This window comes from Pseudomonas sp. GL-B-19 (assembly GCF_019956415.1).
Classification (GTDB): domain Bacteria; phylum Pseudomonadota; class Gammaproteobacteria; order Pseudomonadales; family Pseudomonadaceae; genus Aquipseudomonas.
The window spans coordinates 86,160-110,771 of sequence record NZ_JAHBDK010000021.1; the positions used below are offsets into that span (position 1 = coordinate 86,160).

At 57.6% G+C, this 24,612-nt stretch carries 20 protein-coding genes; 4 read left to right on the plus strand and 16 right to left on the minus strand.

The window, feature by feature from the left end; all coding sequences use genetic code 11:
- Nucleotides 1-47: 47 nt before the first annotated feature.
- From KGB06_RS08925 to sdhC, 12 genes are all read right to left on the minus strand, one after another.
- Nucleotides 48-449, minus strand: a complete 402-nt coding sequence (locus KGB06_RS08925; RefSeq protein ID WP_223514142.1) for an MAPEG family protein — start codon at nucleotides 447-449, stop codon at nucleotides 48-50.
- Nucleotides 449-1,186: a DUF599 domain-containing protein gene (locus KGB06_RS08930; RefSeq protein ID WP_223514143.1), complete on the minus strand. Its 738-nt coding sequence runs from the start codon at nucleotides 1,184-1,186 to the stop codon at nucleotides 449-451. The genes KGB06_RS08925 and KGB06_RS08930 overlap by 1 nt, the downstream gene beginning before the upstream one ends.
- Before the next feature lie 281 nt (nucleotides 1,187-1,467).
- A complete protein-coding gene (gene brnQ, locus KGB06_RS08935) occupies nucleotides 1,468-2,781 on the minus strand; it encodes a branched-chain amino acid transport system II carrier protein (RefSeq protein ID WP_007945145.1) in 1,314 nt (437 codons plus the stop codon).
- A gap of 381 nt (nucleotides 2,782-3,162) precedes the next feature.
- On the minus strand, nucleotides 3,163-4,044 hold the full coding sequence (sucD, locus tag KGB06_RS08940; protein ID WP_223514145.1) for a succinate--CoA ligase subunit alpha: 882 nt from the start codon (nucleotides 4,042-4,044) through the stop codon (nucleotides 3,163-3,165).
- Nucleotides 4,044-5,210, minus strand: coding sequence for an ADP-forming succinate--CoA ligase subunit beta (gene sucC, locus KGB06_RS08945; protein WP_007898980.1), 1,167 nt, complete (start codon nucleotides 5,208-5,210; stop codon nucleotides 4,044-4,046). Before sucC ends, sucD begins: the two co-directional genes overlap by 1 nt.
- 196 nt (nucleotides 5,211-5,406) lie before the next feature.
- The gene (lpdA, locus tag KGB06_RS08950) at nucleotides 5,407-6,843 is read right to left on the minus strand and encodes a dihydrolipoyl dehydrogenase (protein ID WP_223514146.1); all 1,437 of its coding nucleotides are present in this window, start codon (nucleotides 6,841-6,843) and stop codon (nucleotides 5,407-5,409) included.
- Nucleotides 6,844-6,942: 99 nt separating this feature from the next.
- On the minus strand, nucleotides 6,943-8,157 hold the full coding sequence (odhB, locus tag KGB06_RS08955) for a 2-oxoglutarate dehydrogenase complex dihydrolipoyllysine-residue succinyltransferase (RefSeq protein WP_223514148.1): 1,215 nt from the start codon (nucleotides 8,155-8,157) through the stop codon (nucleotides 6,943-6,945).
- A 42-nt stretch (nucleotides 8,158-8,199) separates the two neighbouring features.
- Nucleotides 8,200-11,031, minus strand: a complete 2,832-nt coding sequence (locus KGB06_RS08960) for a 2-oxoglutarate dehydrogenase E1 component (protein WP_223514150.1) — start codon at nucleotides 11,029-11,031, stop codon at nucleotides 8,200-8,202.
- Nucleotides 11,032-11,307: 276 nt separating this feature from the next.
- Nucleotides 11,308-12,012 (minus strand): succinate dehydrogenase iron-sulfur subunit, encoded by a 705-nt coding sequence (locus tag KGB06_RS08965; RefSeq protein ID WP_223514152.1) that lies wholly within the window; start codon nucleotides 12,010-12,012, stop codon nucleotides 11,308-11,310.
- A gap of 11 nt (nucleotides 12,013-12,023) precedes the next feature.
- Nucleotides 12,024-13,799: a succinate dehydrogenase flavoprotein subunit gene (gene sdhA / locus KGB06_RS08970; RefSeq protein WP_223514155.1), complete on the minus strand. Its 1,776-nt coding sequence runs from the start codon at nucleotides 13,797-13,799 to the stop codon at nucleotides 12,024-12,026.
- A gap of 3 nt (nucleotides 13,800-13,802) precedes the next feature.
- Entirely contained in the window at nucleotides 13,803-14,171 is a 369-nt protein-coding gene (gene sdhD / locus KGB06_RS08975; protein ID WP_059402221.1) for a succinate dehydrogenase, hydrophobic membrane anchor protein, read from the minus strand.
- Entirely contained in the window at nucleotides 14,165-14,539 is a 375-nt protein-coding gene (gene sdhC / locus KGB06_RS08980; RefSeq protein ID WP_081502780.1) for a succinate dehydrogenase, cytochrome b556 subunit, read from the minus strand. The genes sdhD and sdhC overlap by 7 nt, the downstream gene beginning before the upstream one ends.
- A 363-nt stretch (nucleotides 14,540-14,902) precedes the next feature.
- Here sdhC and gltA point away from each other — a divergent pair, with 363 nt between their 5' ends.
- On the plus strand, nucleotides 14,903-16,192 hold the full coding sequence (gene gltA / locus KGB06_RS08985) for a citrate synthase (protein WP_017337241.1): 1,290 nt from the start codon (nucleotides 14,903-14,905) through the stop codon (nucleotides 16,190-16,192).
- 516 nt (nucleotides 16,193-16,708) lie between these two features.
- Here gltA and KGB06_RS08990 read toward each other — a convergent pair.
- The 3 genes from KGB06_RS08990 to KGB06_RS09000 all read right to left on the minus strand — a co-directional run bounded on the left by KGB06_RS08990 (nucleotide 16,709) and on the right by KGB06_RS09000 (nucleotide 19,778).
- Nucleotides 16,709-18,367 carry a cation acetate symporter gene (locus KGB06_RS08990; RefSeq protein ID WP_223514158.1) on the minus strand — a complete coding sequence of 553 codons (1,659 nt, stop codon included), beginning with the start codon at nucleotides 18,365-18,367 and terminating at the stop codon, nucleotides 16,709-16,711.
- On the minus strand, nucleotides 18,364-18,675 hold the full coding sequence (locus KGB06_RS08995) for a DUF485 domain-containing protein (RefSeq protein ID WP_223514161.1): 312 nt from the start codon (nucleotides 18,673-18,675) through the stop codon (nucleotides 18,364-18,366). Before KGB06_RS08995 ends, KGB06_RS08990 begins: the two co-directional genes overlap by 4 nt.
- A gap of 251 nt (nucleotides 18,676-18,926) precedes the next feature.
- On the minus strand, nucleotides 18,927-19,778 hold the full coding sequence (locus KGB06_RS09000; protein ID WP_223514163.1) for a glycine betaine ABC transporter substrate-binding protein: 852 nt from the start codon (nucleotides 19,776-19,778) through the stop codon (nucleotides 18,927-18,929).
- Nucleotides 19,779-20,078: 300 nt separating this feature from the next.
- Between KGB06_RS09000 and KGB06_RS09005 the strand changes: the two genes are divergently transcribed.
- Complete coding sequence (locus tag KGB06_RS09005; protein ID WP_223514166.1) at nucleotides 20,079-21,674, plus strand: beta (1-6) glucans synthase; 1,596 nt, start codon at nucleotides 20,079-20,081, stop codon at nucleotides 21,672-21,674.
- A 154-nt stretch (nucleotides 21,675-21,828) separates the two neighbouring features.
- Here the strand turns inward: KGB06_RS09005 and KGB06_RS09010 are convergent, their stop codons facing one another.
- A complete protein-coding gene (locus KGB06_RS09010) occupies nucleotides 21,829-22,197 on the minus strand; it encodes a hypothetical protein (protein WP_223514169.1) in 369 nt (122 codons plus the stop codon).
- Between the two features lie 223 nt (nucleotides 22,198-22,420).
- Here KGB06_RS09010 and KGB06_RS09015 point away from each other — a divergent pair, with 223 nt between their 5' ends.
- Nucleotides 22,421-23,719: a serine/threonine protein kinase gene (locus KGB06_RS09015; protein ID WP_223514172.1), complete on the plus strand. Its 1,299-nt coding sequence runs from the start codon at nucleotides 22,421-22,423 to the stop codon at nucleotides 23,717-23,719.
- A complete protein-coding gene (locus tag KGB06_RS09020) occupies nucleotides 23,712-24,500 on the plus strand; it encodes a VacJ family lipoprotein (protein ID WP_223514173.1) in 789 nt (262 codons plus the stop codon). Before KGB06_RS09015 ends, KGB06_RS09020 begins: the two co-directional genes overlap by 8 nt.
- The last annotated feature ends 112 nt before the right edge of the window (nucleotides 24,501-24,612 follow it).

Sequence of the window (24,612 nt, forward strand, 5' to 3'; positions counted from 1 at the left end):
AGAAAACCCGCCAAGTGCGGGTTTTCTTTTGCCTGCCATTTGCTCAGTTAGAGCAAAACGCTTCTAAAACCCGGACTAAGCATCAGTAACAACGAACAGACGAAACCGACAAACCAGACCAAACTGCGCTGCCAGGCCAAATCGCCCCAGTAACACAGTAAGTAGATAACGCGTGAGATCACAAAGATGATCGCCAGCAGGTCGATCAACCATCCTGCGGTTTGTGTGGTGTGGGCCATCAACACCCCCACCGCAAACAATATAAAGGCTTCAAAACAGTTTTGATGTGCTGCCACCGCACGGGCGCCGAAGCCGGTAAGTTGCGCCTGTTGCTGACGCGGCAGGTGATTGTTGTAACCGCCCAGCTCCTTCATCGCCTTGGCCACCGGCATGCGAGCGACATAAATCAGTAATGCACTGATGAACACACACCAGAACGGAATATTCATCAAGCGGCCTCTTTGTTTGCCTCGGGCAAGGGTGCCTCTGTAGGGGTATAGACCATCACGTCTAGAACGTCGGAATGAAACTCCCGGCGATACAACACCAGCACTACGCCGGCACTCATCAGCATGAACAGCCACGGACTGACGAACCAGGCCAGCATGGTCATGCCGAAGTAGTAGGAACGCAGGCCGAAGTTGAACTGGTTGGCCGCCATGGAGATGACCCGTGCCGCTCGGGCAGCGAAGGCTTTGCGTTCTTGTTCGGAAACGTGGCGCTCACCGACCATCGGCGCCGAGCCAATCAGAATCGCCGCAAAGTTGTACTGCCGCATGCACCAACTGAAGGTGAAGAAGGCGTAGACAAACACCAGCGCCAGGCACAGCAATTTGATCTCGGACATGCCCTGGGACGCCTGCTGCACCATCGGGATATCCGCCAACAACGACACCGCCCTTTCAGAAGCACCGAGCACGGTGAGAATGCCGGCCAGAATAATCAGGGTGCTGGAGGCAAAAAACGAGGCGTTACGCTCCAGGTTACCGACCACGCTGGCATCGGCGATGCGGTTGTCGCGCAGCAGCATGCGACGCATCCAGTCTTCACGGTACAGGTGCAACACACTGGCCAGGCACGCGGTGTCGCGGCCCTTCCACGTGGCATAACGGGTGTAACCGCCCCAGCAGATGACAAACCAGAGCGCGGCGAGGATGTGGATCAGGTTGGCGTGGATGAACGACATGCAGGTCCTTTTGATGTAAAGGCGAAATACTCGAAACCTTGTGGGAGCGAGCCGGCTCCGGGCGGCGTTCCGACGATAGCGGTAGATCAGTCAACATCTCTGTTGAAAGTAAAATCGCCATCGCGAGCAGGCTCGCTCCCACATTGGAAATTTGCAAGGCTTCGACGTTAGCTTATGGAAAAAGACACTGCACTGACTCCAAAAAAAATGCCCCGTATCGATTGATACGGGGCATTTCTGTTTCAGCTTGATGGCCCGCTTGTGGCAGGCCATTCAGCGACTTAAGCCAGCGCTTCTTCGCGCTTGCCCAGCAGGCGATCGCAAACTACTGCGACCACCAACGTCATGACCGCGGGCACCAGCCACGCCAGGCCCTGCTCGCTCAGCGGCAAGTGAGACAGCTGAGTCGGCATCCAGTCCGCCAGACCCGCGCCCTTGAGCGCGTCGATCATGCCGAAGAGGAACGATACCAGCATCACCGGACCGACAATCCGGCCTTGCTCATGCCAGAAGTCCTTGCAGAAGCTCAGCGCCACCAAGGCGATGCAAGGCGGGTAAATCGCTGTCAGTACCGGGATCGAGAAGGCAATCAGCTTGGTGAGGCCCAGGTTGGACACCAGCAAGGAGAACACCGCCAGGATGATGACCAGCGTCTTGTAGGACAGTGGCAGCACACGGCTGAAGTACTCGGCGCAGGCACAGGTCAGGCCGACCGCTGTCACCAGGCAGGCCAGCGAGATCAGCACCGCCAGGAAACCGCTGCCCAACGAACCGAAGGTGTGTTGAACGTAGGCGTGCAATACCGCCGCGCCATTGGTCGCACCGGCTGCCACTTCATGGCTGCCCGAACCGAGGCGGAACAGGCTGACGTAAACCAGCGCCAGGCCCACGCCGGCAATCAGCCCGGCAATGATCGCGTAACGGGTAATCAGCACCGGCGATTCAACGCCACGGGAGCGGATCGCGTTAACGATGACGATGCCGAACACCAATGCGCCCAGGGTATCCATGGTCAGGTAACCATTGATGAAACCTTGAGAGAACGGCGCCGCGACGTACTCCGGCGTGGCCACGCCGATATCACCGGCAGGCAACGCGAATGCGGCGATGCCGAGCGCGGCCAGGGCTATGATCTTCAGCGGTGCGAGAAACCGTCCTACGGTATCCAGCAATCGGCCCGGGTAGAGCGAGATGAAGAACACGATCAGGAAGTACACCGAACTGTAGAGGAACAGCGCCAACGGGCTCTCGCCGGTCAACGGCGCCAGGCCCACTTCGAACGATACAGTGGCTGTGCGCGGGGTGGCGAACAACGGGCCAACCGCGAGGTAGCACGCGGCAGCCAGCAGACCACCGGCAATTTTGCCGATCGGACTGCTCAGGGCATCCATCGCACCACCGACTTTCGCCAGCGCTACCACGGTGATCACCGGCAAACCGACCGCGGTGATCAGGAAACCCAGCGCCGCCATCCAGACATTAGGCCCTGACTGCAAACCGACGATAGGCGGGAAGATGATGTTGCCAGCCCCGACAAACAGGGCAAACGTCATAAAACCAAGTGCCAGGATGTCCTGGCCTTTCAACACTTTCATTAAGGAAATACCACACTACTGAATCGGAATTTAGAGAGGGATTTCCCTTGGGGGTGAGGGAAATGCTGTCGATCCGTATAGGACTGACCCTTTAGCGCGTCACTGCCTTGTGGGCGGCGTTCGCAAAAATGGCGGCTAGCCTAACGAATTTGCCCGACAAACGCACTGTTAGAGGGCGAACTATCCGATACGCGACGTTTCTGTGTCGCGTTTACGTACGAAATTTCACCTTGTAGGAGCTGGCTTGCCAGCGAAAGCGCCATACCTGACACACCGCGTCGCCTCATTCGCCGGCAAGCCGGCTCCTACAGATTCCGCAGAAACGACAAAGGCCACCCGAAGGTGGCCTTTGTTTGGTGAAGCGTCAGTTAAGCGCGAGGCTTATTTGATCGCCCAACCGGTCAGCTCGGACAAAGCCTTGCCGATATCTGCCAGCGAACGCACGGTTTTAACGCCTGCGTCTTCCAGGGCAGCAAACTTCTCGTCTGCAGTGCCTTTGCCGCCAGAGATGATTGCGCCAGCATGGCCCATGCGCTTGCCCGCAGGGGCAGTCACACCAGCGATGTAGGAAACAACCGGCTTGGTCACGTTTGCCTTGATGTAGGCAGCCGCTTCTTCTTCAGCCGAACCGCCGATCTCACCGATCATTACGATCGCTTCGGTCTTCGGGTCTTCCTGGAACAGCTTCAGGATGTCGATGAAGTTCGAACCCGGGATCGGGTCACCGCCGATGCCGACGCAAGTCGACTGACCGAAACCGGCGTCAGTAGTTTGCTTGACAGCTTCGTAGGTCAGGGTGCCGGAACGGGAAACGATACCGACCTTGCCTGGCAAGTGAATGTGACCTGGCATGATGCCGATCTTGCATTCGCCTGGAGTGATCACGCCTGGGCAGTTAGGACCGATCAGGATTACACCCAGCTCGTCGCACTTGACCTTGGCATCCAGCATGTCCAGGGTAGGAATGCCTTCAGTGATGCAAACGATCAGCTTGATGCCGCCGAAAGCTGCTTCCAGGATGGAGTCCTTGCAGAAAGGAGCTGGAACGTAGATCACGCTGGCGGTGGCGCCAGTGGCAGCTACAGCATCTTTCACGGTGTTGAACACTGGCAGACCCAGGTGTTCGGTGCCGCCTTTGCCCGGAGTTACGCCGCCAACCATCTTGGTGCCGTATTCGATGGCTTGCTGGGTGTGGAAACTACCTTGCGAACCGGTAATACCCTGGCAGATAACTTTGGTGTCTTTATTGATCAGGACGCTCATTATTTGCCCTCCGCAGCTTTAACGACTTGTTGAGCAGCGTCGGTCAGGCTGGTAGCAGCGATGATGTTCAAACCGCTTTCTGCCAGTACTTTAGCGCCCAGCTCAGCGTTGTTGCCTTCAAGGCGAACAACAACCGGGATTTTCACGCCGACTTCTTTCACAGCGCCGATGATGCCTTCGGCAATCATGTCGCAACGAACGATGCCGCCGAAGATGTTGACCAATACTGCAGCGACGTTAGTGTCGGACAGGATGATCTTGAACGCTTCGGTAACGCGTTCTTTGGTAGCACCGCCGCCCACGTCGAGGAAGTTGGCTGGTTTGCCGCCATGCAGGTTGACGATGTCCATGGTACCCATGGCCAGGCCAGCACCGTTGACCATGCAACCGATGTTGCCTTCCAGTGCTACGTAGTTCAGTTCGAACTTGGCAGCGTGCGCTTCGCGCGGATCGTCTTGCGACGGATCGTGGAAAGTCTTCAGCTTAGGCTGACGGTACATGGCGTTGGCGTCGATGTTGATCTTGGCGTCGAGGCAATGCAGATCGCCGTCAGCCTTGATCACCAGCGGGTTCACTTCCAGCAGAGCCAGGTCGTGATCCTTGAACAGTTTGGCCAGACCTACGAAGATCTTGGCGAACTGAGCAACTTGCTTGCCTTCCAGACCCAGCTGGAATGCCAGCTCGCGACCCTGGAATGGCTGAGCGCCAACCAGTGGATCGATAGTGGCCTTGAGGATTTTCTCAGGGGTGTCGTGAGCGATTTTCTCGATGTCCACGCCACCTTCGGTGGAAGCCATGAACACGATGCGACGGCTCGAACGGTCAACGACAGCGCCCAGGTACAGCTCTTTAGCGATATCAGTGCACGATTCAACCAGGATCTTGGTGACTGGCTGACCATTGGCGTCAGTCTGGTAAGTCACCAGACGCTTGCCCAGCCACTGCTGTGCGAATGCCTTAGCGTCTTCTTTGCTGCGAACCAGCTTAACGCCGCCCGCTTTACCGCGACCGCCAGCGTGGACCTGGGCTTTGACAACCCACTCGGTGCCGCCGATTTTGTCGCAAGCTTCTGCTGCTGCTTCCGGGGTGTCTACTGCGTAACCGGTAGAAACTGGCAGGCCGTATTCAGCGAACAGCTGCTTACCCTGATACTCGTGAAGATTCATGCTTATTACCGTCTTCGTTAGGTACTGCGCATTCGGTGCTGCACTTGTTCAAGTGCCGCACCACCTGTGACTGCTGCTTGCGTAGCCTTTCCGGACAACCGGTGCAACTACGCAAGACTGCGTCCAGCGGATATTCCGCGGTGAGTCTTGCATGCAAGGCTCACGACGGGCCATTCCGCCGTGGTTTCTTATTGTCTTAACGCTTCTTGCGGTTGGCGATGTGAATGGCGCCGCCATTCACTGCCAAAGCTGCTTCGTGCAAGGCTTCAGACAGGGTCGGATGGGAGAAAACCATCATGCCCAGGTCTTCAGCGCTGGTGCCGAATTCCATACCGATCGCGCCCTGCTGAACCAGTTCTGCAGCGCTCGGGCCAATCACGTGGACGCCCAATACGCGGTCAGTCTTGGCATCGGCGATGACTTTGACGAAACCACCGGTGTCGTTGGCTGCCATGGCACGGCCGCTGGCTGCGAACGGGAAGGTGCCAACGTTAACTTCAACGCCTTCAGCCTTCAAGGCCTGCTCGGTTTTACCGACCCACGCGATTTCCGGGTGAGTATAAATAACCGAAGGGATCAAGTCATAGTTCATCTGGGCTTTGTGGCCCTTGATGCGCTCAACGACCATGATGCCCTCTTCCGAGGCCTTGTGTGCCAGCATCATGCCGCGAACCACGTCGCCAATGGCGTAAACGCCCGGTACGGTGGTGGCGCAGTGATCATCAACGTGCACGAAACCGCGCTCGTCGAGGGTCACGCCGCAATCAGCGGACAGCAGATCAGTGGTCACTGGACGGCGACCAACGGCTACGATCAGCTTGTCGAAAGTGATGTTCTGTTCGCCCTTGGCATCGGTGTAGTTCACAACGACTTCGTTGCCGTTCACTTTGGAACCGGTAACGCGTGCGCCCAGCTTGATGTCCAGACCCTGTTTGGTCAGGGTTTTCAGCGCTTCCTTGGAGACGGCAGCATCAGCGGCCATCAGGAAGGTGTCCAGCGCTTCGAGAACGGTCACTTCGGCGCCCAGACGGGACCAGACCGAACCCAGTTCCAGACCGATAACGCCAGCGCCGATCACGCCCAGACGCTTAGGTACGGACTGGAATTCCAGTGCGCCAGTCGAATCGACGATCACATTCTGGTCAACCGGAGCCGGTGGAATGTCGATCGGACGCGAGCCTGGAGCCAGAATCACGTTTTCGGCTTCGATGATTTCTACCGAACCGTCAGGCTTGGTAACTTCAACTTTCTTGCCGGCCAGCAGCTTGCCGTGACCCTGAATGGAAGTCACACCGTTGGCTTTGAACAGGGTGGCAACACCCGAGGTCAGGCCTTTGACGATGTTGGCTTTACGGCCGACCATTGCTGGCACGTCCATGGTCACGCCAGCGTGGTTGATACCGTGGATCGCGAAGCCGTCTTGGGCTTCGTGGAACTTCCAGGAGCTGTCCAGCAGCGCCTTGGATGGAATGCAGCCGACGTTCAGGCAAGTACCACCGAGGGCCAGTTTGCCTTCCTTGTCGGTGTACTTCTCGATGCAGGCAGTGGTGAGGCCCAGTTGTGCTGCTTTGATGGCAGCTACATAGCCGCCAGGGCCCGCGCCGATCACTACTACGTCAAATTTCTGCGACATTCAAAAAATCCTCTTTTTTGCGGCAAGCTTGAAGCCGCAAGCTCCAAGCCAGGCTGTCCTTTCGTGCAGCCTGGAACTTGAAACCTGCAGCCGCTTCTATCAGATATCCAGCAACAAACGAGCCGGGTCTTCCAGCAGGTTCTTGATGGTAACCAGGAAGGTCACAGCTTCTTTGCCATCGATCAGACGGTGATCGTAGGACAGAGCCAGGTACATCATCGGACGGATAACGACCTGACCGTTGATCGCCATAGGGCGCTGCAGAATGTTGTGCATGCCCAGAATAGCTGCTTGCGGCGGGTTGACGATCGGGGTCGACATCATCGAACCGAAAGTACCACCGTTGGTGATGGTGAATGTGCCGCCGGTCATTTCGTCCATCGACAGTTTGCCGTCACGGGCTTTCTTGCCGAAGGTAGCGATGCCGCCTTCGATTTCAGCCAGGCTCATCAGTTCGGCGTTACGCAGAACCGGCACAACCAGACCACGGTCGCTGGAAACAGCAACACCTACGTCGGCGTAGCCGTGGTAAACGATGTCGCCGCCGTCGATCGAGGCGTTAACAGCCGGGAAGCGTTTCAGCGCTTCGGTGGCCGCTTTCACGAAGAACGACATGAAGCCCAGGCGTACGCCGTTGTGGGACTTCTCGAACAGGTCCTTGTACTTCGAACGCAGGGCCATGACTTCGGTCATGTCGACTTCGTTGAAGGTGGTCAGCATCGCCATGTTCGATTGAGCTTCTACCAGACGCTTGGCCACGGTAGCGCGAACGCGGGTCATCGGAACACGCTTCTCGATGCGGTCGCCAGCGGCGAACACAGGAGCAGCGGCAGCAGGCGCAGCAGCCTTGGCAGGCGCGGCAGCCGGAGCGGCTTTCTTGGCAGCAACAGCAGCCACCACGTCTTCCTTGGTCACACGACCGCCTTTGCCAGTACCGGCAACGGACGCGATGTTGATGCCGTTTTCTTCAGCCAGCTTGCGAGCAGCCGGTGCAGCAACAGGATCGTCCTCGCCTTCAGCAGCTGGAGCAGCCGCTTGTGCAGCGGCCGGAGCGGCCGGAGCGGCAACAGCAGCGCCGCCCGCTTCGATGGAGCCCAGAACTTCGTCGGACAGAACGGTGTCGCCTTCGTTCTTGACGATAGCGCCCAACACGCCGTCAGCAGTGGCCAACACTTCCAGCACAACCTTGTCGGTTTCGATATCGACAATCAGGTCGTCACGCTTTACAGCGTCGCCCGGTTGTTTGTGCCAGGTGGCAACGGTGCCATCGGCAACCGATTCCGGGAAAGTGGGGGCTTTGATTTCGATAGCCATTATCTGTGGGTCCTTAAATTCGGTTTCAGGTGCGCGAAGGCGTTAAACAGTAAAGGCGTCTTGCAGCAGTTTTTCCTGCTGCTCAGCGTGCATCGATGCATAACCGCATGCAGGTGCAGCAGAAGCCTCACGGCCCGCGTACTCGAGTACGAGAGACTTGTTGAGGGTACTGATACTGCGACGCAAGTGGTGTTGGCTGCAGTACCAGGCACCCTGGTTCATCGGCTCTTCCTGACACCAAACGGCATGTTTGGCGTTGGTGTAAGGAGCCAGGACTTCTTTCAAGTCGTCCTCAGGGAATGGGTACAGCTGCTCGATACGCACGACGGCGATGTCGTCACGACCTTCGGCACGGCGTTTTTCCAGCAGGTCGTAGTAGACCTTGCCGCTACACAGAACAATGCGCTCGACCTTTTTCGGATCTTGAACATCGATTTCCGGGATCACGGTCTGGAACGAACCTTCGGCCAGATCTTCCAGGGTCGAAATGGCCAGTTTGTGGCGCAACAGCGACTTTGGAGTCAGAACGATCAATGGCTTGCGCAGCGGGCGAATGACCTGACGACGCAGCAAGTGATAGATCTGAGCCGGCGTGGTCGGTACGGCTACCTGAATGTTGTGCTCGGCGCACAGTTGCAGGTAACGCTCCAGACGAGCCGACGAGTGCTCCGGACCCTGACCTTCATAACCGTGCGGCAGCAACATGGTCAGACCGCAGAGACGGCCCCACTTGTGCTCGCCACTGGTGATGAACTGGTCGATAACCACTTGGGCACCGTTGGCGAAGTCGCCGAACTGGGCTTCCCAGATAACCAACGCATCAGGCGTGGTGGTCGAATAACCGTATTCGAACGCCAGAACCGCTTCTTCGGACAGGAACGAATCGTACAAGTCGAAACGTGGCTGGCCGTTGTACAGGTTTTGCAGCGGGATATAGGTGCCTGCGTCTTTCTGGTTGTGCAAGACAGCGTGACGGTGCGAGAACGTACCGCGACCGATGTCCTGACCCGTCATGCGAATCGGGTGACCTTCGAACGCCAGGGTCGCGTACGCCATGGTTTCGGCGTAACCCCAGTTGATCGGCAGGCCGCCGGCTTGCATCTTCTGACGGTCTTCGTAGATTTTCGCGACCTGGCGCTGAACCACGAAGCCTTCCGGAATTTCCAGCAGCTTGGCGGACAGTTCCTGCAAGGTTTTCAGATCGAAACGCGTGTCGTGACGCGCGGTCCAGGCGTGGCCCAGATACGGACGCCAGTCCACGAACAACTCTTTGTTCGGCTCTTTGACCAGGCTTTTTACAACATGCAGACCGTTGTCCAGCGCGTTGCGGTATTCGTCGACTTTCGTCTGAACACGCGCGGCGTCCAGCACGCCGGCCTGAGTCAGGCGATCGGCATACAGTTCACGGGTGGTGCGCTGCTTGGTGATCTGCTGATACATCAGAGGCTGGGTGCCGCTTGGCTCGTCGGCCTCGTTGTGGCCGCGACGACGGTAGCAGACCAGGTCGATCACCACGTCACGCTTGAACTGCATGCGGTAGTCGATGGCCAGCTGGGTCACGAACAACACGGCTTCCGGATCATCACCATTCACATGGAGGATCGGCGCCTGGATCATTTTCGCAACGTCGGTCGCGTACTCGGTGGAACGCGAGTCCAGCGGGTTGCTGATGGTGAAACCGACCTGGTTGTTGATCACGATGTGCACGGTGCCGCCGGTTTTGAACCCGCGGGTCTGCGACATCTGGAAGGTTTCCATCACCACGCCCTGACCGGCGAATGCCGCGTCACCGTGGATGGAAATCGGCAGAACCTTCTCACCGGTAGGGTCGTTACGACGATCCTGACGGGCGCGAACCGAACCCTCGACCACTGGAGAAACGATTTCCAGGTGGGACGGGTTGAACGCCATGGCCAGGTGAACTTCACCGCCGGAGGTCATCACGTTGGACGAGAAGCCTTGGTGATACTTAACGTCACCGGAACCCAGCTCGACCTTCTTCTTGCCTTCGAACTCGTCGAACAGCTCGCGCGGGTTCTTGCCGAAGGTGTTGACCAACACGTTGAGACGGCCACGGTGGGCCATGCCGATGACGATTTCCTTGGTGCCGTAGGAACCGGAACGCTGGATCAACTCGTCGAGCATCGGAATCAGGCTCTCGCCGCCTTCCAGACCGAAACGCTTGGTACCCGGGTATTTGGTGCCCAGGTATTTTTCCAGACCTTCGCCGGCGGTGACGCGTTCGAGCAGGTGGCTCTTGATGTCGGCGGAGTACGTTGGACGGCCGCGCACGCTTTCCAGACGCTGCTGGAACCACTGGCGCTGCTCGGAATCGGTGATGTGCGTAAATTCAGCGCCGATGGTGCGGCAATATGTCTGCTGCAACGCTTCGTGAATTTCGCGTAGGCTCGCTTCCTCTTTGCCGATGAACAGGTCGCCGGCACGGAAGATCGTATCAAGATCGGCATTGGTCAAGCCGTAATGATTGATCGACAGGTCTGCAGGTGCAGGACGCTGCCACAGCCCCAGCGGGTCAAGCTGGGCTGCCTGGTGGCCACGCATACGGTAGGCCTGGATCAATCGCAGCACTTCAACTTGCTTCTTCTCGTGCTCACTGCTCACGCTGCCGGCGGAAACCGGTTGGGCGCGGCGCTGGTTCTTTGCCAGCAAGACGAAATGATCGCGAATTGTGGAGTGCGAAACATCGGTAGCAGTGTTGCCGTCAGCCGGCAACTTCTGGAAGTAGGTGCGCCACTCTTCTGGCACAGCGTTAGGGTCGTGCAGGTAGAGCTCGTAGAGCTCTTCCACATAGGCAGCGTTACTACCAGATAGGTAGGCGCTGTTCCACATGCGCTGCATCACGCTTTCTTGCATGCTTGGTCACCCTCGGTTAGGGGAACACCACCGGCGTCGACACCGAGCACACTTGCAGAAGTCCGAATGCAGCGACCAAAACAAGCCACTTAGGATCACGCTGATAGTCCGGGTACCAGCCCGGATGCCCCTGCTTGTCTCATTTCTTCAAAATAAGAGCCGCAGCCTTGTAAGCTGCTGCTCAGGTTAAAACTACGGCGCCGGTTGAAGCCTGCGCCGTAGCATCTACGGGTACAGCGGTACTACATTTACAACAGCCGGGTTACAACAGCTGAGTCACACGCCGCTTTGCAGCAGCATGTTACGTACGTGACCGATGGCCTTAGTCGGGTTCAGGCCTTTCGGACAGACGTTGACGCAGTTCATGATCCCGCGGCAGCGGAATACGCTGAACGGGTCATCCAGCGAAGCCAGACGCTCGGCAGTCTTGGTGTCGCGACTGTCTGCCAGGAAGCGGTACGCTTGCAGCAGAGCAGCTGGACCCAGGAACTTGTCCGGGTTCCACCAGAAGGACGGGCAAGAAGTCGAGCAGCAAGCGCACAGGATGCACTCGTACAGACCATCAAGCTTTTCACGCTCTTCCGGAGACTGCAGACGTTCGATGGCCGGAGCCGGCGTATCGTTCTGCAGGAATGGCTTAACCTTCTCGTATTGCTTGTAGAAGATGCTCATATCAACGACCAGGTCACGGATAACCGGCAAACCTGGCAGTGGACGAACAATCAGTTTGTTACCTTTTACGACAGCAGACAGCGGCGTGACGCATGCCAGGCCGTTTTTGCCGTTGATGTTCATGCCGTCGGAACCGCAAACGCCTTCACGGCAAGAGCGACGATAGGAGAAACCTTCGTCCTGCTCTTTGATCAGGGCCAGCACGTCCAGCACCATCAGGTCTTTACCACCGGTATCGACCTGGAATTCCTGCATGAACGGCGCAGCGTCCTGATCAGGGTTGTAGCGATAAACACTGACTTGCAACATGGCGGCCACCCTTAATAAGTCCGAATCTTAGGTTCAAAAGTCGGAACAGTCTTCGGCGAGAAGTTCACAGCACGCTTGGTCACGCGCTTGTCACCCGGGAAGTACAGGGTGTGGCACAGCCAGTTTTCGTCGTCGCGGTCTTCGTAGTCTTCACGGGCGTGAGCGCCGCGGGACTCTTTGCGGATCTCTGCAGCGATGGCGGTGGCTTCGGCCACTTCCAGCAGGTTTTGCAGTTCCAGCGCTTCGATACGAGCAGTGTTGAACGCCTGGCTCTTATCGTTGATCTTGACGTTGGCGATACGGCCACGCAGATCAGCCAGCTGGGCAATACCCTTCTGCATGTATTCGCCGGTACGGAACACACCGAAGTAGTTCTGCATGCAGTTTTGCAGTTCTTTACGCAGGGTAGCGACGTCTTCACCCTCGGTACGCGAGTTCAGGCCATCGAGACGCGCCAGGGCAGCGTCGATATCGGACTGGCGAGGACGAGCGTAATCAACGCCTTCTTTCAGGGTCTGTTCCAGGAACAGACCGGCGGCACGGCCGAATACCACCAGGTCGAGCAGCGAGTTGCCGCCCAGACGGTTGGCACCGTGAACCGATACGCACGCCACTTCGCCTACGGCAAACAGACCAGGAATGATCTGGTCAACGCCTTCGGCGTCCTGAGTGATTGCCTGGCCATGAATGTTGGTGGCAACGCCGCCCATCATATAGTGGCAGGTTGGAACGACCGGAATCGGCGCCACGGCTGGATCGACGTGAGCGAAGGTCTTGGACAGCTCCATGATGCCTGGCAGACGGCTGTGCAGAACGTCTTCACCGAGGTGATCGAGTTTCAGCATTACGTGGTCGCCATCCGGACCGCAACCGTTGCCGGCGATGATTTCTTTAACCATCGAACGGGCAACAACGTCACGACCAGCCAGGTCTTTGGCGTTCGGAGCATAACGCTCCATGAAACGCTCGCCGTGCTTGTTGATCAGGTAACCGCCTTCACCGCGGCAGCCTTCTGTCACCAGTACACCGGCGCCGGCGATGCCGGTCGGGTGGAACTGCCACATTTCGATGTCTTGTACCGGCACACCAGCACGCAGAGCCATGCCGACGCCGTCACCGGTGTTGATCAGGGCGTTGGTGGTGGACGAGTAGATACGACCTGCACCGCCCGTCGCCAGAACGGTGGCGTTAGCGCGGACGTAGGAAGTTTCGCCAGTCTCGATGCAGATGACGATCATGCCGACAAAGGCACCATCTTCGTTCTTCACCAGGTCGACGCCGTAGTATTCGTTAAGGAATACGGTGCCTGCCTTGAGGTTGGCCTGATACAGAGTGTGCAGCAGAGCGTGACCGGTACGGTCGGCAGCGGCGCATGTACGGGCAGCCTGGCCACCTTTACCGAAGTCTTTCGACTGACCGCCGAACGGACGCTGATAGATGCGACCCTGTTCAGTACGGGAGAACGGCAAGCCCATGTGCTCGAGTTCGAAAACGGCTTCCGGGCCTACGGAACACATGTATTCGATAGCGTCCTGGTCACCGATGTAGTCGGAACCCTTGACGGTATCGTACATGTGCCAGCGCCAGTCATCGTTCGGATCTGCCGAGGCGATGGCGCAGGTGATGCCACCCTGGGCGGATACAGTGTGCGAACGAGTCGGGAAAACCTTGGTAACTACGGCAGTCTTGTGACCACCTTGCGCCAGCTGCAGAGCAGCGCGCATGCCAGCACCGCCGCCACCAATGATGATGGCGTCGAACGAAAGCGTATTAACTGTAGTAGACATGAATCAGATACCCCAAAGAATCTGCACACCCCAGACGAAGTAGGCGAACATCGCGACGCCGCATACTGCCTGGAAGAGGAAACGTATTGCAGTCGCGGACTTGCCGAACGCCATTGGCGTCAGGTAGTCGGTCGCGATGGTCCACATGCCGACCCAGGCGTGAGCGCCGAGGGCAACGAGAGCCAGGAGACTGAAAATACGCATCCAGTTGCTTGCGAACAGTTCATGCCATTGGGCGTAGCCGAGGCCAGGATGGGCAACGACGTATCCGATCAGGAAAATGAAGTAAGCCGCGAGAACGACCGCAGACACACGTTGTGCCATCCAGTCATAGAGGCCCGAACGCGACAGGTTCGTGACGTTAGTTACCATATCCAAACTCCTGCCAGAACGATTACCACCACGGAAACGGCGATAACGATTTTCGAGCCCAGTTTGCCGCCTTCAAGCGACTCGCCGATGCCCATGTCCATCATCAAATGGCGCACACCGGCAACCAGGTGATACAGCAAGGCGGACAGGATGCCCCATGTCACTAGCTTGGCTAGCGGACTGGTCAGACACGCCTTCACCTGGCCAAAACCTTCTTCCGAGCTCAGCGACTTGTCCAATGCATAAAGCATGATGGCCAGGCTGACAAAGAGGATGATTCCGGAGATCCGGTGAAGAATGGACGTGTAAGCAGTGACTGGGAGTTTGATGGTCCTTAGGTCTAGGTTTACAGGTCGTTGGCTATTCACGGCTTTTTTTCACACTGAAGAGCCCCTAACAATCAGGGCAAAGTTGTTGGGGAGTGCACTGGTCAGGTACCCACCACCCAGGGAGTGCGACCCCCAATAAAGCAGGCCCAAAAGCCCCTGGCGGTCGGAGGCCGAGTATAGACAGTTAGGCTACTAATGACAACGCGTTCACCTTCCCCTAATAGCTGATTGCACAAGTTGGATAAAAGGCGTAAATGGCAGTCAATTTCGAGGAAAAAGTCCGGTTAAAGCCTTCTGGAGCAAGACTTTAGGCAAATTGACATTCGAATTTATCTCACTATAGTGGTGCGGGCCCTGCGTGGGGGGTCTGTCTGATGATTTCAAGCATAAATAGGAGGCCACATGGCTGACAAAAAAGCGCAGTTGATCATCGAGGGCGCAGCCCCCGTCGAGCTGCCCATTTTAACCGGCACCGTTGGTCCCGATGTTATCGATGTTCGGGGCCTGACGGCCACGGGCCGTTTCACCTTTGACCCTGGTTTCATGTCGACCGCTTCCTGCGAGTCGAAGATCACCTATATCGACGGCGACAACGGCATTCTGTTGCACCGCGGCTACCCGATCGAACAGCTGGCTGAAAAGTCGGACTACCTGGAAACCTGCTATCTGCTGCTCAACGGCGAATTGCCGACCGCAGAACAGAAGGCCCAGTTTGTCAGCACCGTCAAGAACCACACCATGGTTCACGAGCAGCTGAAGACCTTCTTCAACGGCTTCCGTCGCGACGCCCACCCGATGGCCGTCATGTGCGGCGTAGTCGGCGCCCTCTCGGCGTTCTACCACGACTCCCTCGACATCAATAACCCGCAGCATCGCGAAATTTCCGCGATCCGCCTGGTTGCCAAGATGCCGACACTGGCAGCGATGGTTTACAAGTACTCCATGGGCCAACCCATGATGTACCCGCGCAACGACCTGACGTACGCGGAAAACTTCCTGCACATGATGTTCAACACCCCGTGCGAGATCAAACCGATCAGCCCGGTGCTCGCCAAGGCCATGGACCGGATCTTCATCCTCCATGCCGACCACGAGCAGAACGCATCGACTTCCACCGTACGCCTGGCCGGCTCTTCGGGTGCCAACCCGTTCGCCTGTATCGCCGCCGGCATCGCTGCACTGTGGGGCCCTGCCCACGGCGGCGCGAACGAAGCCGTTCTGACCATGCTCGATGAAATTGGCGATGTGTCGAACATCGACAAGTACATCGCCAAGGCCAAGGACAAGAACGATCCGTTCAAACTGATGGGCTTCGGTCACCGGGTTTACAAAAACCGCGACCCACGCGCTACCGTCATGAAGCAGACCTGCGACGAAGTACTGAAAGAACTGGGCATCAACAACGATCCGCAACTCGAACTGGCCATGCGCCTGGAAGAGATCGCCCTGACCGACCCGTACTTCATCGAACGCTCGCTGTACCCGAACGTCGACTTCTACTCGGGGATCATCCTCAAGGCGATCGGCATTCCAACCAGCATGTTCACCGTGATCTTCGCTCTGGCGCGGACTGTCGGCTGGATCTCCCACTGGAAAGAAATGCTCTCCAGCCCGTACAAGATTGGCCGCCCGCGCCAGCTGTACACCGGCTACGAGTCGCGTGACATCACCAAGCTGGAAGACCGCAAATAAGACCTGTCTTGCGATAACGTCTTAAGCTGCACCGTAAACGGCCTCTATATATAGAGGCCGTTTTTGTTTGTGTGCTTTGAGGTTTGGTTGGTTGTGTACATATCCGTTTCTTTGGGTGTGGCTGCTGGCGGTTTCGCTCTTACAGCGAGTCACTTTCGAAAAGCGCGAAAGTAACCAAAGCGCTTTTGCCCCTCCATTCGGTGCCTCGCCCAGGCTCGGCATGCCCTCACTCCGGCATTGCTCCGGGGGCGGCTACCGGAGCGAAGGAACGCCGAGCCTAGGCGAGGGGCCGGACGCTCGGGGCGAGACCTTTGCTTCCTTTGGGCTGGGCCGGCACTCCGGCGTTTGCCAAAGGGAGTCGACCGTCAGGGCGAAACCATAAGTCGCCGTTACCGCAGAAATGGATATGTACCCAATCAACAAAACTCAGGTCGATTACCGCCCAACAAAAAATGCCCCGATCTCTCGACCGGGGCATTTCTGTTTAACGCAATTTACATAACCAAATCTGAAGCCTTAGTGCGAAACCGCCCCACTCGCCCCCAAACCAGTCTGCGAACGAACAAACTGAGGAAAGAACAGCGCGCGCTCGTTGTCAGCCGCAGTCGACTTGTCAGTGATCGAGAAGAACCAGATACCAACGAAGGCAATCGCCATGGAGAACAGTGCCGGGTACTCATACGGGAAGATCGCCTTCTCGTGATGCAGGATCTGCACCCAAATGGTTGGCCCAAGCACCATCAAGCCAACAGCACTCACCAGGCCCAACCATCCGCCGATCATTGCACCGCGGGTGGTCAGCTTCTTCCAGTACATGGAAAGCAGCAGCACCGGGAAGTTACAGCTCGCCGCGATGGAGAACGCCAGGCCCACCATGAACGCGATGTTCTGGCTTTCAAACAGAATGCCCAGGCCGATCGCCAGCACCGCCAGAGCGATAGTGGTGATTTTCGAGACGCGAATCTCGTCTTTCTCGTTGGCCTTGCCCTTCTTGATTACGCTGGCATACAGGTCATGAGACACCGCCGATGCACCGGCCAGGGTCAGACCGGCAACAACTGCCAGGATGGTCGCGAACGCTACCGCCGAGATGAAGCCGAGGAAAATACTGCCACCCACCGCGTTGGCCAGGTGCACCGCCGCCATGTTGTTGCCGCCCAACAGCGCGCCCGCCGCATCTTTGAATTCCGGATTGGTGCTGACCAGCAGGATCGCGCCGAAGCCGATAATGAATGTCAGGATGTAGAAGTAACCAATGAAGCCGGTTGCATACAGCACGCTCTTGCGAGCTTCTTTCGCGTCACTCACGGTGAAGAAGCGCATCAGAATGTGCGGCAGGCCAGCGGTACCGAACATCAGTGCCAGGCCCAGGGAGAACGCCGAGATCGGGTCTTTCACCAGACCGCCCGGGCTCATGATCGCTTCACCTTTAGGGTGAACCTTGATCGCCTCGGAAAACAGCATGTTGAAGTCGAAGTTGACGTGCTTCATCACCATCAGTGCCATGAACGAGGCACCGGACAGCAGCAGCACGGCCTTGATGATCTGCACCCAGGTGGTCGCCAGCATGCCGCCGAACAACACATACATGCACATCAGGATACCGACCAGGATCACCGCAACGTAGTAGTCGAGACCGAACAGCAGCTGGATCAGCTTGCCGGCACCGACCATCTGCGCGATCAGGTAGAACGCCACCACCACCAGCGAACCGCAAGCGGACAGCGTGCGGATCTGGGTTTGCCCGAGGCGGTAGGACGCCACGTCGGCGAAGGTGTATTTACCCAGGTTGCGCAGACGCTCGGCGATCAGGAACAGAATGATCGGCCAGCCCACCAGGAAGCCGATCGAGTAGATCAGGCCGTCGTAGCCAGAGGTGAACACCAGGGCGGAAATACCCAGGAAGGACGCCGCGGACATGTAGTCACCGGCAATCGCCAGACCGTTCTGGAAACCAGTGATCTTGCCGCCCGCCGCATAGTAGTCGGCGGCCGAGTTGTTTTTCTTGGAGGCCCAGTAAGTGATACACAAAGTCGCGCCGACGAACACCACGAACATCAGGATTGCGGCAACGTTCAGCGGTTGTTTAGTCACTGCACCGGTCAAGGCGTCAGCCGCCCAGGCCCCAGGTGCGAATGCTGCAACGCTCAATAGAGCCATTAGACGCCGGATCATTGCTGAGCCTCCTTGAGAATCGCATTGTTCAGGTCGTCGAATTCGCCATTGGCGCGTCGTACGTAGATTGCAGTCAGGATAAAGGCCGAGAGAATCAGCCCGACACCAATCGGTATCCCCCAGGTAATCGAAGACTCAGGGCTGATTTTCGCCCCCAGTACATGCGGCCCGTAAGCAATCAAAAGGATGAATCCGGAGTAAAGCCCAAGCATGATCGCCGAAAGTATCCAGGCGAATCGCTCCCTCTTACTGACCAGCTCCTTGAAGCGCGAGCTGTTTTGAATCGAGAGGTAAATGCTGTCGTTCATTGTTTTTATCCTCGCAGCACAGATTATTGTTAGAACGTTATCCACTCTATGCGGCTGCGAAACAGGTTCCAGACGACCTTAGTCTTAGAACGACATGACAGTTTTGTTCCCTGTAGGAGCCCGGCTCGCCGGCGATGGCGATCTTGAGGCCGCCTTCGCCGGCAAGCCGGACTCCTACAGAAAAGCAAAAGGCTGCTTGGCAGTAATGCCAAGCAGCCCTTTAAGGTGCTGACCAGACGCGTCAGCTCAAATCATTTGGTCCAGTCGGCAACGCGCTCCGGGTGTTTGGCCACCCAATCTTTCGCAGCGGCTTCCGGCTTGGCGCCATCTTGAATCGCCAACATGACTTCGCCGATTTCGTCTTTCGACGCCCACTGGAAGTTTTTCAGGAACTTGGCCACTTCCGGCGCTTTGGTGGCGAGTTCTTTGCTGCCGATGTTATTTACAGTTTCAGCGGCGCCATAAACGCCTTTCGGATCGTCCAGGAAGCGCAGTTTCCACTTCGCAAACATCCAGTGCGGCACCCAACCGGTTACCGCGATGGATTCGTTTTTCTTCTCGGCACGGGTCAGCTCGGCAATCATGCCGGCGCCGGAACTGGCCTTGAGTTGATACCCGGTCAGGTCGTAGTCCTTGATGGCCTGTTCGGACTTGAGCATCACGCCTGAACCGGCGTCGATGCCGACGATGCGGTCTTTGAAGCTGTCGTCGGTTTTCAGATCGCCGATGGTTTTGGCCTTGACGTACTCCGGTACGATCAAACCGATTTTTGCATCTTTGAAGTTCGGACCGTAATCAACGACTTGATCCTTGTTCTTGGTCCAGTAATCACCGTGTGTCACCGGCAGCCAGGCCGACAACATGGCGTCGAGTTTGCCGGTGGCCACACCCTGCCACATGATTCCGGTCGCAACGGCTTGCAGCTTTACGTCATAACCGAGTTTCTGCCTGATCACTTCTGCCGCCACGTTAGTCGTGGCAACGCTGTCCGACCAGCCGTCGACATAACCGATAGTCACTGCCTTGCCTTCGGCGCTGGCCACAGTAGAACTGATCGCCAGCACCAAAGCGGCACCTGCGCCCAAGAGTCGTCGCATCTTCATTGTTACTTCCCCGAAAGTGCTGCGCTCGACGGGTGCCGAGTCGCGTCAACGTATTGTTATGATGCACAGCGCCCCCATCACGCCCACCGCAAACTCGTTCGAACATCAGCGTGATTTATCTATGAGAGCACTGATGCGTCGATAATCAACCTCACGACAACTGCGACCTGCTCTGCCAGCGACCTCAAGGCACCGAGAAACGACATCAGAACGCCATAGTTCTTGGCCAGCGCAAACACCCCGGCCAATCCGCCCGAACTTTGCGTGTCAACGTTATGCGGGGCACCTGATCTGCGGCAAATGCAGGTAACATGCGCGGCTTTGTTCCCAGACGGCCTGACCATGCCCGCAACATCACGTTTTCCTTTTTCTGCTTATTTATTCGCCTGCGTGCTGGGGCTATTTGCCTTCGTCGGCTTCTGGTACGGCTTGGGCAAACCGGTGATTTTGCCGGACGTGGCCAGCGCGACGCACAAGCTGCAATGCGCCTCCTACACGCCGTTCGACAAGGATCAATCACCGTTCGATCAGCCGTTCAAATTGCGCCCGGAACGCATGGACGCCGACCTTGCGCTGCTGGCCAAAAGCTTCGAATGCATCCGCACCTATTCCATGACCGGTCTGGAGGCCATCCCTGATCTGGCACGCAAGCACGGTCTGAAACTGATGATTGGCGCTTGGGTCAACAGCAATCCGATCGACACCGATAAAGAGGTCGACCTGCTGATCGCCTCGGCGAATACCAACGCCGACGTGGTGACTGCGGTCATCGTCGGTAACGAAACCCTGCTGCGCAAAGAGGTCACCGGCGCGCAACTGGCCAAGCTGATTAACAAGGTCAAAAGCCAGGTCAAACAGCCCGTCACTTACGCCGACGTCTGGGAATTCTGGCTCAAGCACCCGGAAATCGCCCCGGCGGTCGACTTCCTGACCATCCATTTGCTTCCGTACTGGGAAGATAATCCCTCGAACATCGACGCGGCCCTGCAACATGTGGCCGAAGTGCGTCAGGTGTTCGGCAACAAGTTCGCACCCAAAGACGTGATGATCGGGGAAACCGGCTGGCCGAGCGAAGGCCGTCAACGTGAGACCGCCCTGCCGAGCCGGGTCAATGAAGCCAAGTTCATTCGCGGTTTTGTCGTCATGGCTGAACAGCAAGGCTGGCATTACAACCTGATCGAAGCCTTCGACCAGCCGTGGAAACGTGCCAGCGAAGGTGCGGTCGGCGGTTACTGGGGACTGTTCGACGCGGATCGTCAGGACAAGGGCGTACTGGCAGGTCCGGTGACTAACGTGCCGTACTGGTCGCAATGGCTCGCTGTGGGCGGCTTGATTTTCCTCGGCACGCTGATCCTCGGCGGTCGCGTTCGCAGTACTCGCGCGGCGCTGGTGCTGCCACTGCTCGGCGCGCTGGCGGCTTGCTCGATTGGCGCGTGGGGTGATCTGGCCCGCGTTACCACGCGATTTGCGAGCGAATGGTTGTGGGTGGCGCTGCTGACGGCTTTGAATCTGCTGGTGCTGGCGCATGCAGCGCTGACGTTGAGCGCACGCACCGGTTGGCGTGAGCGGGCATTCAACGCGCTGGAGCGCCGCGCTGGCTGGCTGCTCGCGACGGCGGGGTTTGCCGCGGCGGTGATGATGCTGGAGCTGGTGCTTGATCCGCGTTATCGCAGCTTCCCGAGTGTGGCATTTATCCTGCCGGCACTTGTGTACCTGTGCCGCCCGGTGAACGTGCCACGTCGGGAGATTGCGTTGCTGACCTTCATTATTGGCGCAGGCATTGCGCCGCAGCTGTACCGTGAAGGTTTGCAGAACCAGCAGGCCTGGGGTTGGGCGCTAGTTAGTGTGCTGATGGTGGCGGCTTTGTGGCGCAGTTTGCGGGTTCGCAAAGCTTAAATTCTCAGCACGGCTGCCGGCCTCATCGTCGGAACGCCGCCCGGAGCCGGCTCACTCCTACATTTGATCTTCGTCGCACACAGATTTTGTATTCACTGAAGATCTACTGTAGGAGTGAGCCGGCTCCGGGCGGCGTTCCGACGATGGCTGACGATCAGACGCCGCGACTTTCCCGAACCAACCGCAACCCCGCAATCACCACCGCAAAAACAGCCAGCGTCGTGTTGTACAACGCCAACGCCGGAAACCCGAACACCAGCGACAGCACCGCCAGCCACCACCCTGCCCGTCCCGGCAGCACGAAGCCAAGCACGGCCGCCGCGATCGCCGCCCAGCCCAACACACTGAAGTGAATCATCAAGCCCAGGTTCGAACGAACCGCACATTCCCATCGGCTCGCCTCGTCGACGCAGAGGCCCACCCACTGCGCATCCTCCATGAAGCCATAACGCGCGCCGTAACTGGCGGCCAGCCATAAAGGCAGCAAAACGAGTAGCAGGACCACGGGCAGACGGCGGGACATGAAACACTCCAATAGGCAAAAACGGCGGCCAGCTTAATCCTCCGACAGCGGTATGCAAACGTGAGCAACATAAAACTGGTCACGAAATCGCTGCTAAGTGTATCGTCCAGCTACTATTACCCGGAAATAAGCCTCTTTGGTGCCGATGCGTGGCACTTTGGCGCAACACCGATGGTCATAGCCTGCGAACTTCATTCGGCACCTTCTTCTAAGGGATCTAGTCATGCTCCGTTCCTTGCGCTTCGCCGCCCTCTTTGGCGGCCTTATTTTGAGTGCATCCGCACTGGCGGTCGATATCGACGCCGCCAGTTATGGCTACCCCTTGACCAACCCGTTCGAGGCGACCATCGCCACGACACCTCCAGACCTGCGTCCGGAATTACCGCAGAACGCCGACATCAATCAGGAAGATCGCAGTATCACGCTGCGCCCGGAGCGTGCATTCGAACTGCCAGACAACTTCTGGGCGGTGAAGAGCCTCACCTACCGCATCGCTACGCAAGATAAAGCCGCACCGCTGATCTTCCTGATTGCCGGCACCGGCGCACGTTTTGACAGCAGCCTCAATGAATACCTGAAAAAGCTTTACTACCAGGCCGGCTACCATGTGGTGCAACTGTCATCGCCAACCAGTTTCGACTTCATGAGCGCCGCTTCGCGCTTTGCCACTCCGGGTGTCACCAAGGAAGACGCCGAAGACTTATACCGGGTGATGCAGGCCGTGCGGGCAGAAAACCCGAAAGTGCCAGTCACCGATTACTACCTGACCGGTTACAGCCTGGGCGCACTGGACGCAGCGTTTGTCGCGCACCTGGACGAGACACGCCGCAGCTTCAACTTCAAGAAAGTCTTGCTGCTCAACCCGCCGGTCAACCTGTACACCTCGATCACCAACCTGGACAAGCTGGTCCAGACCGAGGTCAAGGGTATCAACAGCAGCACCACGTTCTATGAGCTGGTGCTAAACAAACTGACCCGCTACTTCCAGGAGAAAGGTTACATCGACCTCAACGATGCCCTGCTCTACGACTTCCAGCAGTCCAAGGAGCACCTGACCAACGAGCAATTGGCCATGCTGATCGGCACGTCGTTCCGCTTCTCGGCGGCCGACATTGCGTTCACCTCGGACCTGATCAACCGTCGCGGCCTGATCACGCCACCGAAGTTCCCGATCACCGAAGGCACCAGCCTCACGCCGTTCCTCAAGCGTGCGCTGCAGTGCGACTTCGACTGCTACATCACTGAACAGGTCATCCCCATGTGGCGTGCCCGCACCGACGGCGGCAGCCTGCTGCAACTGATCGACCAGGTGAGCCTCTACGCCCTCAAGGACTACTTGCACAACAGCCCGAAAATCGCCGTCATGCACAATGCCGACGACGTGATCCTGGGCCCTGGCGACCTCGGCTTCCTGCGCAAGACATTCGGCGATCGCTTGACCGTTTATCCATACGGCGGCCATTGCGGCAACCTTAACTACCGCGTCAACAGCGACGCCATGCTGGAGTTTTTCCGTGGCTAAATACCTCCTGCTAATCGCTGCGTTACTCTGTGCAGGCGTCGCCAATGCCGACAACAGCAAAGCCAGCACGCCTGTTGTGGTCGACAGTGACGGTTTCAAGGAACCGTTGAGCAAACTCAAATTCAACCCAGGGCTGGACCAGCGCGAGTTCGAACGCTCGACGCTCAACGCACTGGCCGTCTACGACCCGCTGGAAGAGTGGAACCGTCGGGTTTATCACTTCAATTACCGCTTCGATCAATGGGTGTTCCTGCCCGTGGTCGACGGCTATCGCTATATCACCCCAAGCTTCCTGCGCACCGGCGTCAGTAACTTCTTCAACAACCTCGGCGATGTGCCGAACCTTGTGAACAGCCTGTTGCAGTTCAAAGGCAAGCGCTCGATGGAAACCACTGCGCGCCTGCTGCTCAACACCACCATCGGCATCGCCGGCCTGTGGGACCCGGCCACCGCCATGGGCCTGCCGCGCCAGAACGAAGACTTCGGTCAAACCCTGGGTTTCTACGGTGTACCAGGCGGCGCCTACCTGATCTTGCCAATCCTCGGCCCTTCCAACATCCGCGACACAGGCGGACTGGCGGTCGATTTCACCGTAGAGTCGGCAATCAACTTCCTGAACGTTTCTGAAGTCAGCTCAAACCATCCTGAAGTCTGGATCCTGCGCGGCATCGACAAACGCAACCAGACCAACTTCCGTTATGGCCAGCTGAACTCCCCGTTCGAGTACGACAAAGTACGGTACGTGTACACCGAGGCGCGCAAGCTGCAGATCGCCGAGTAAATCCGGCGGCAACGAAAAAGGCCATTCGATGGGAATCGAATGGCCTTTTTGTATTCCAGCCACACCACAAATCCCCTGTGGGAGTGAGCCTGCTCGCGATAGCGATTTAACC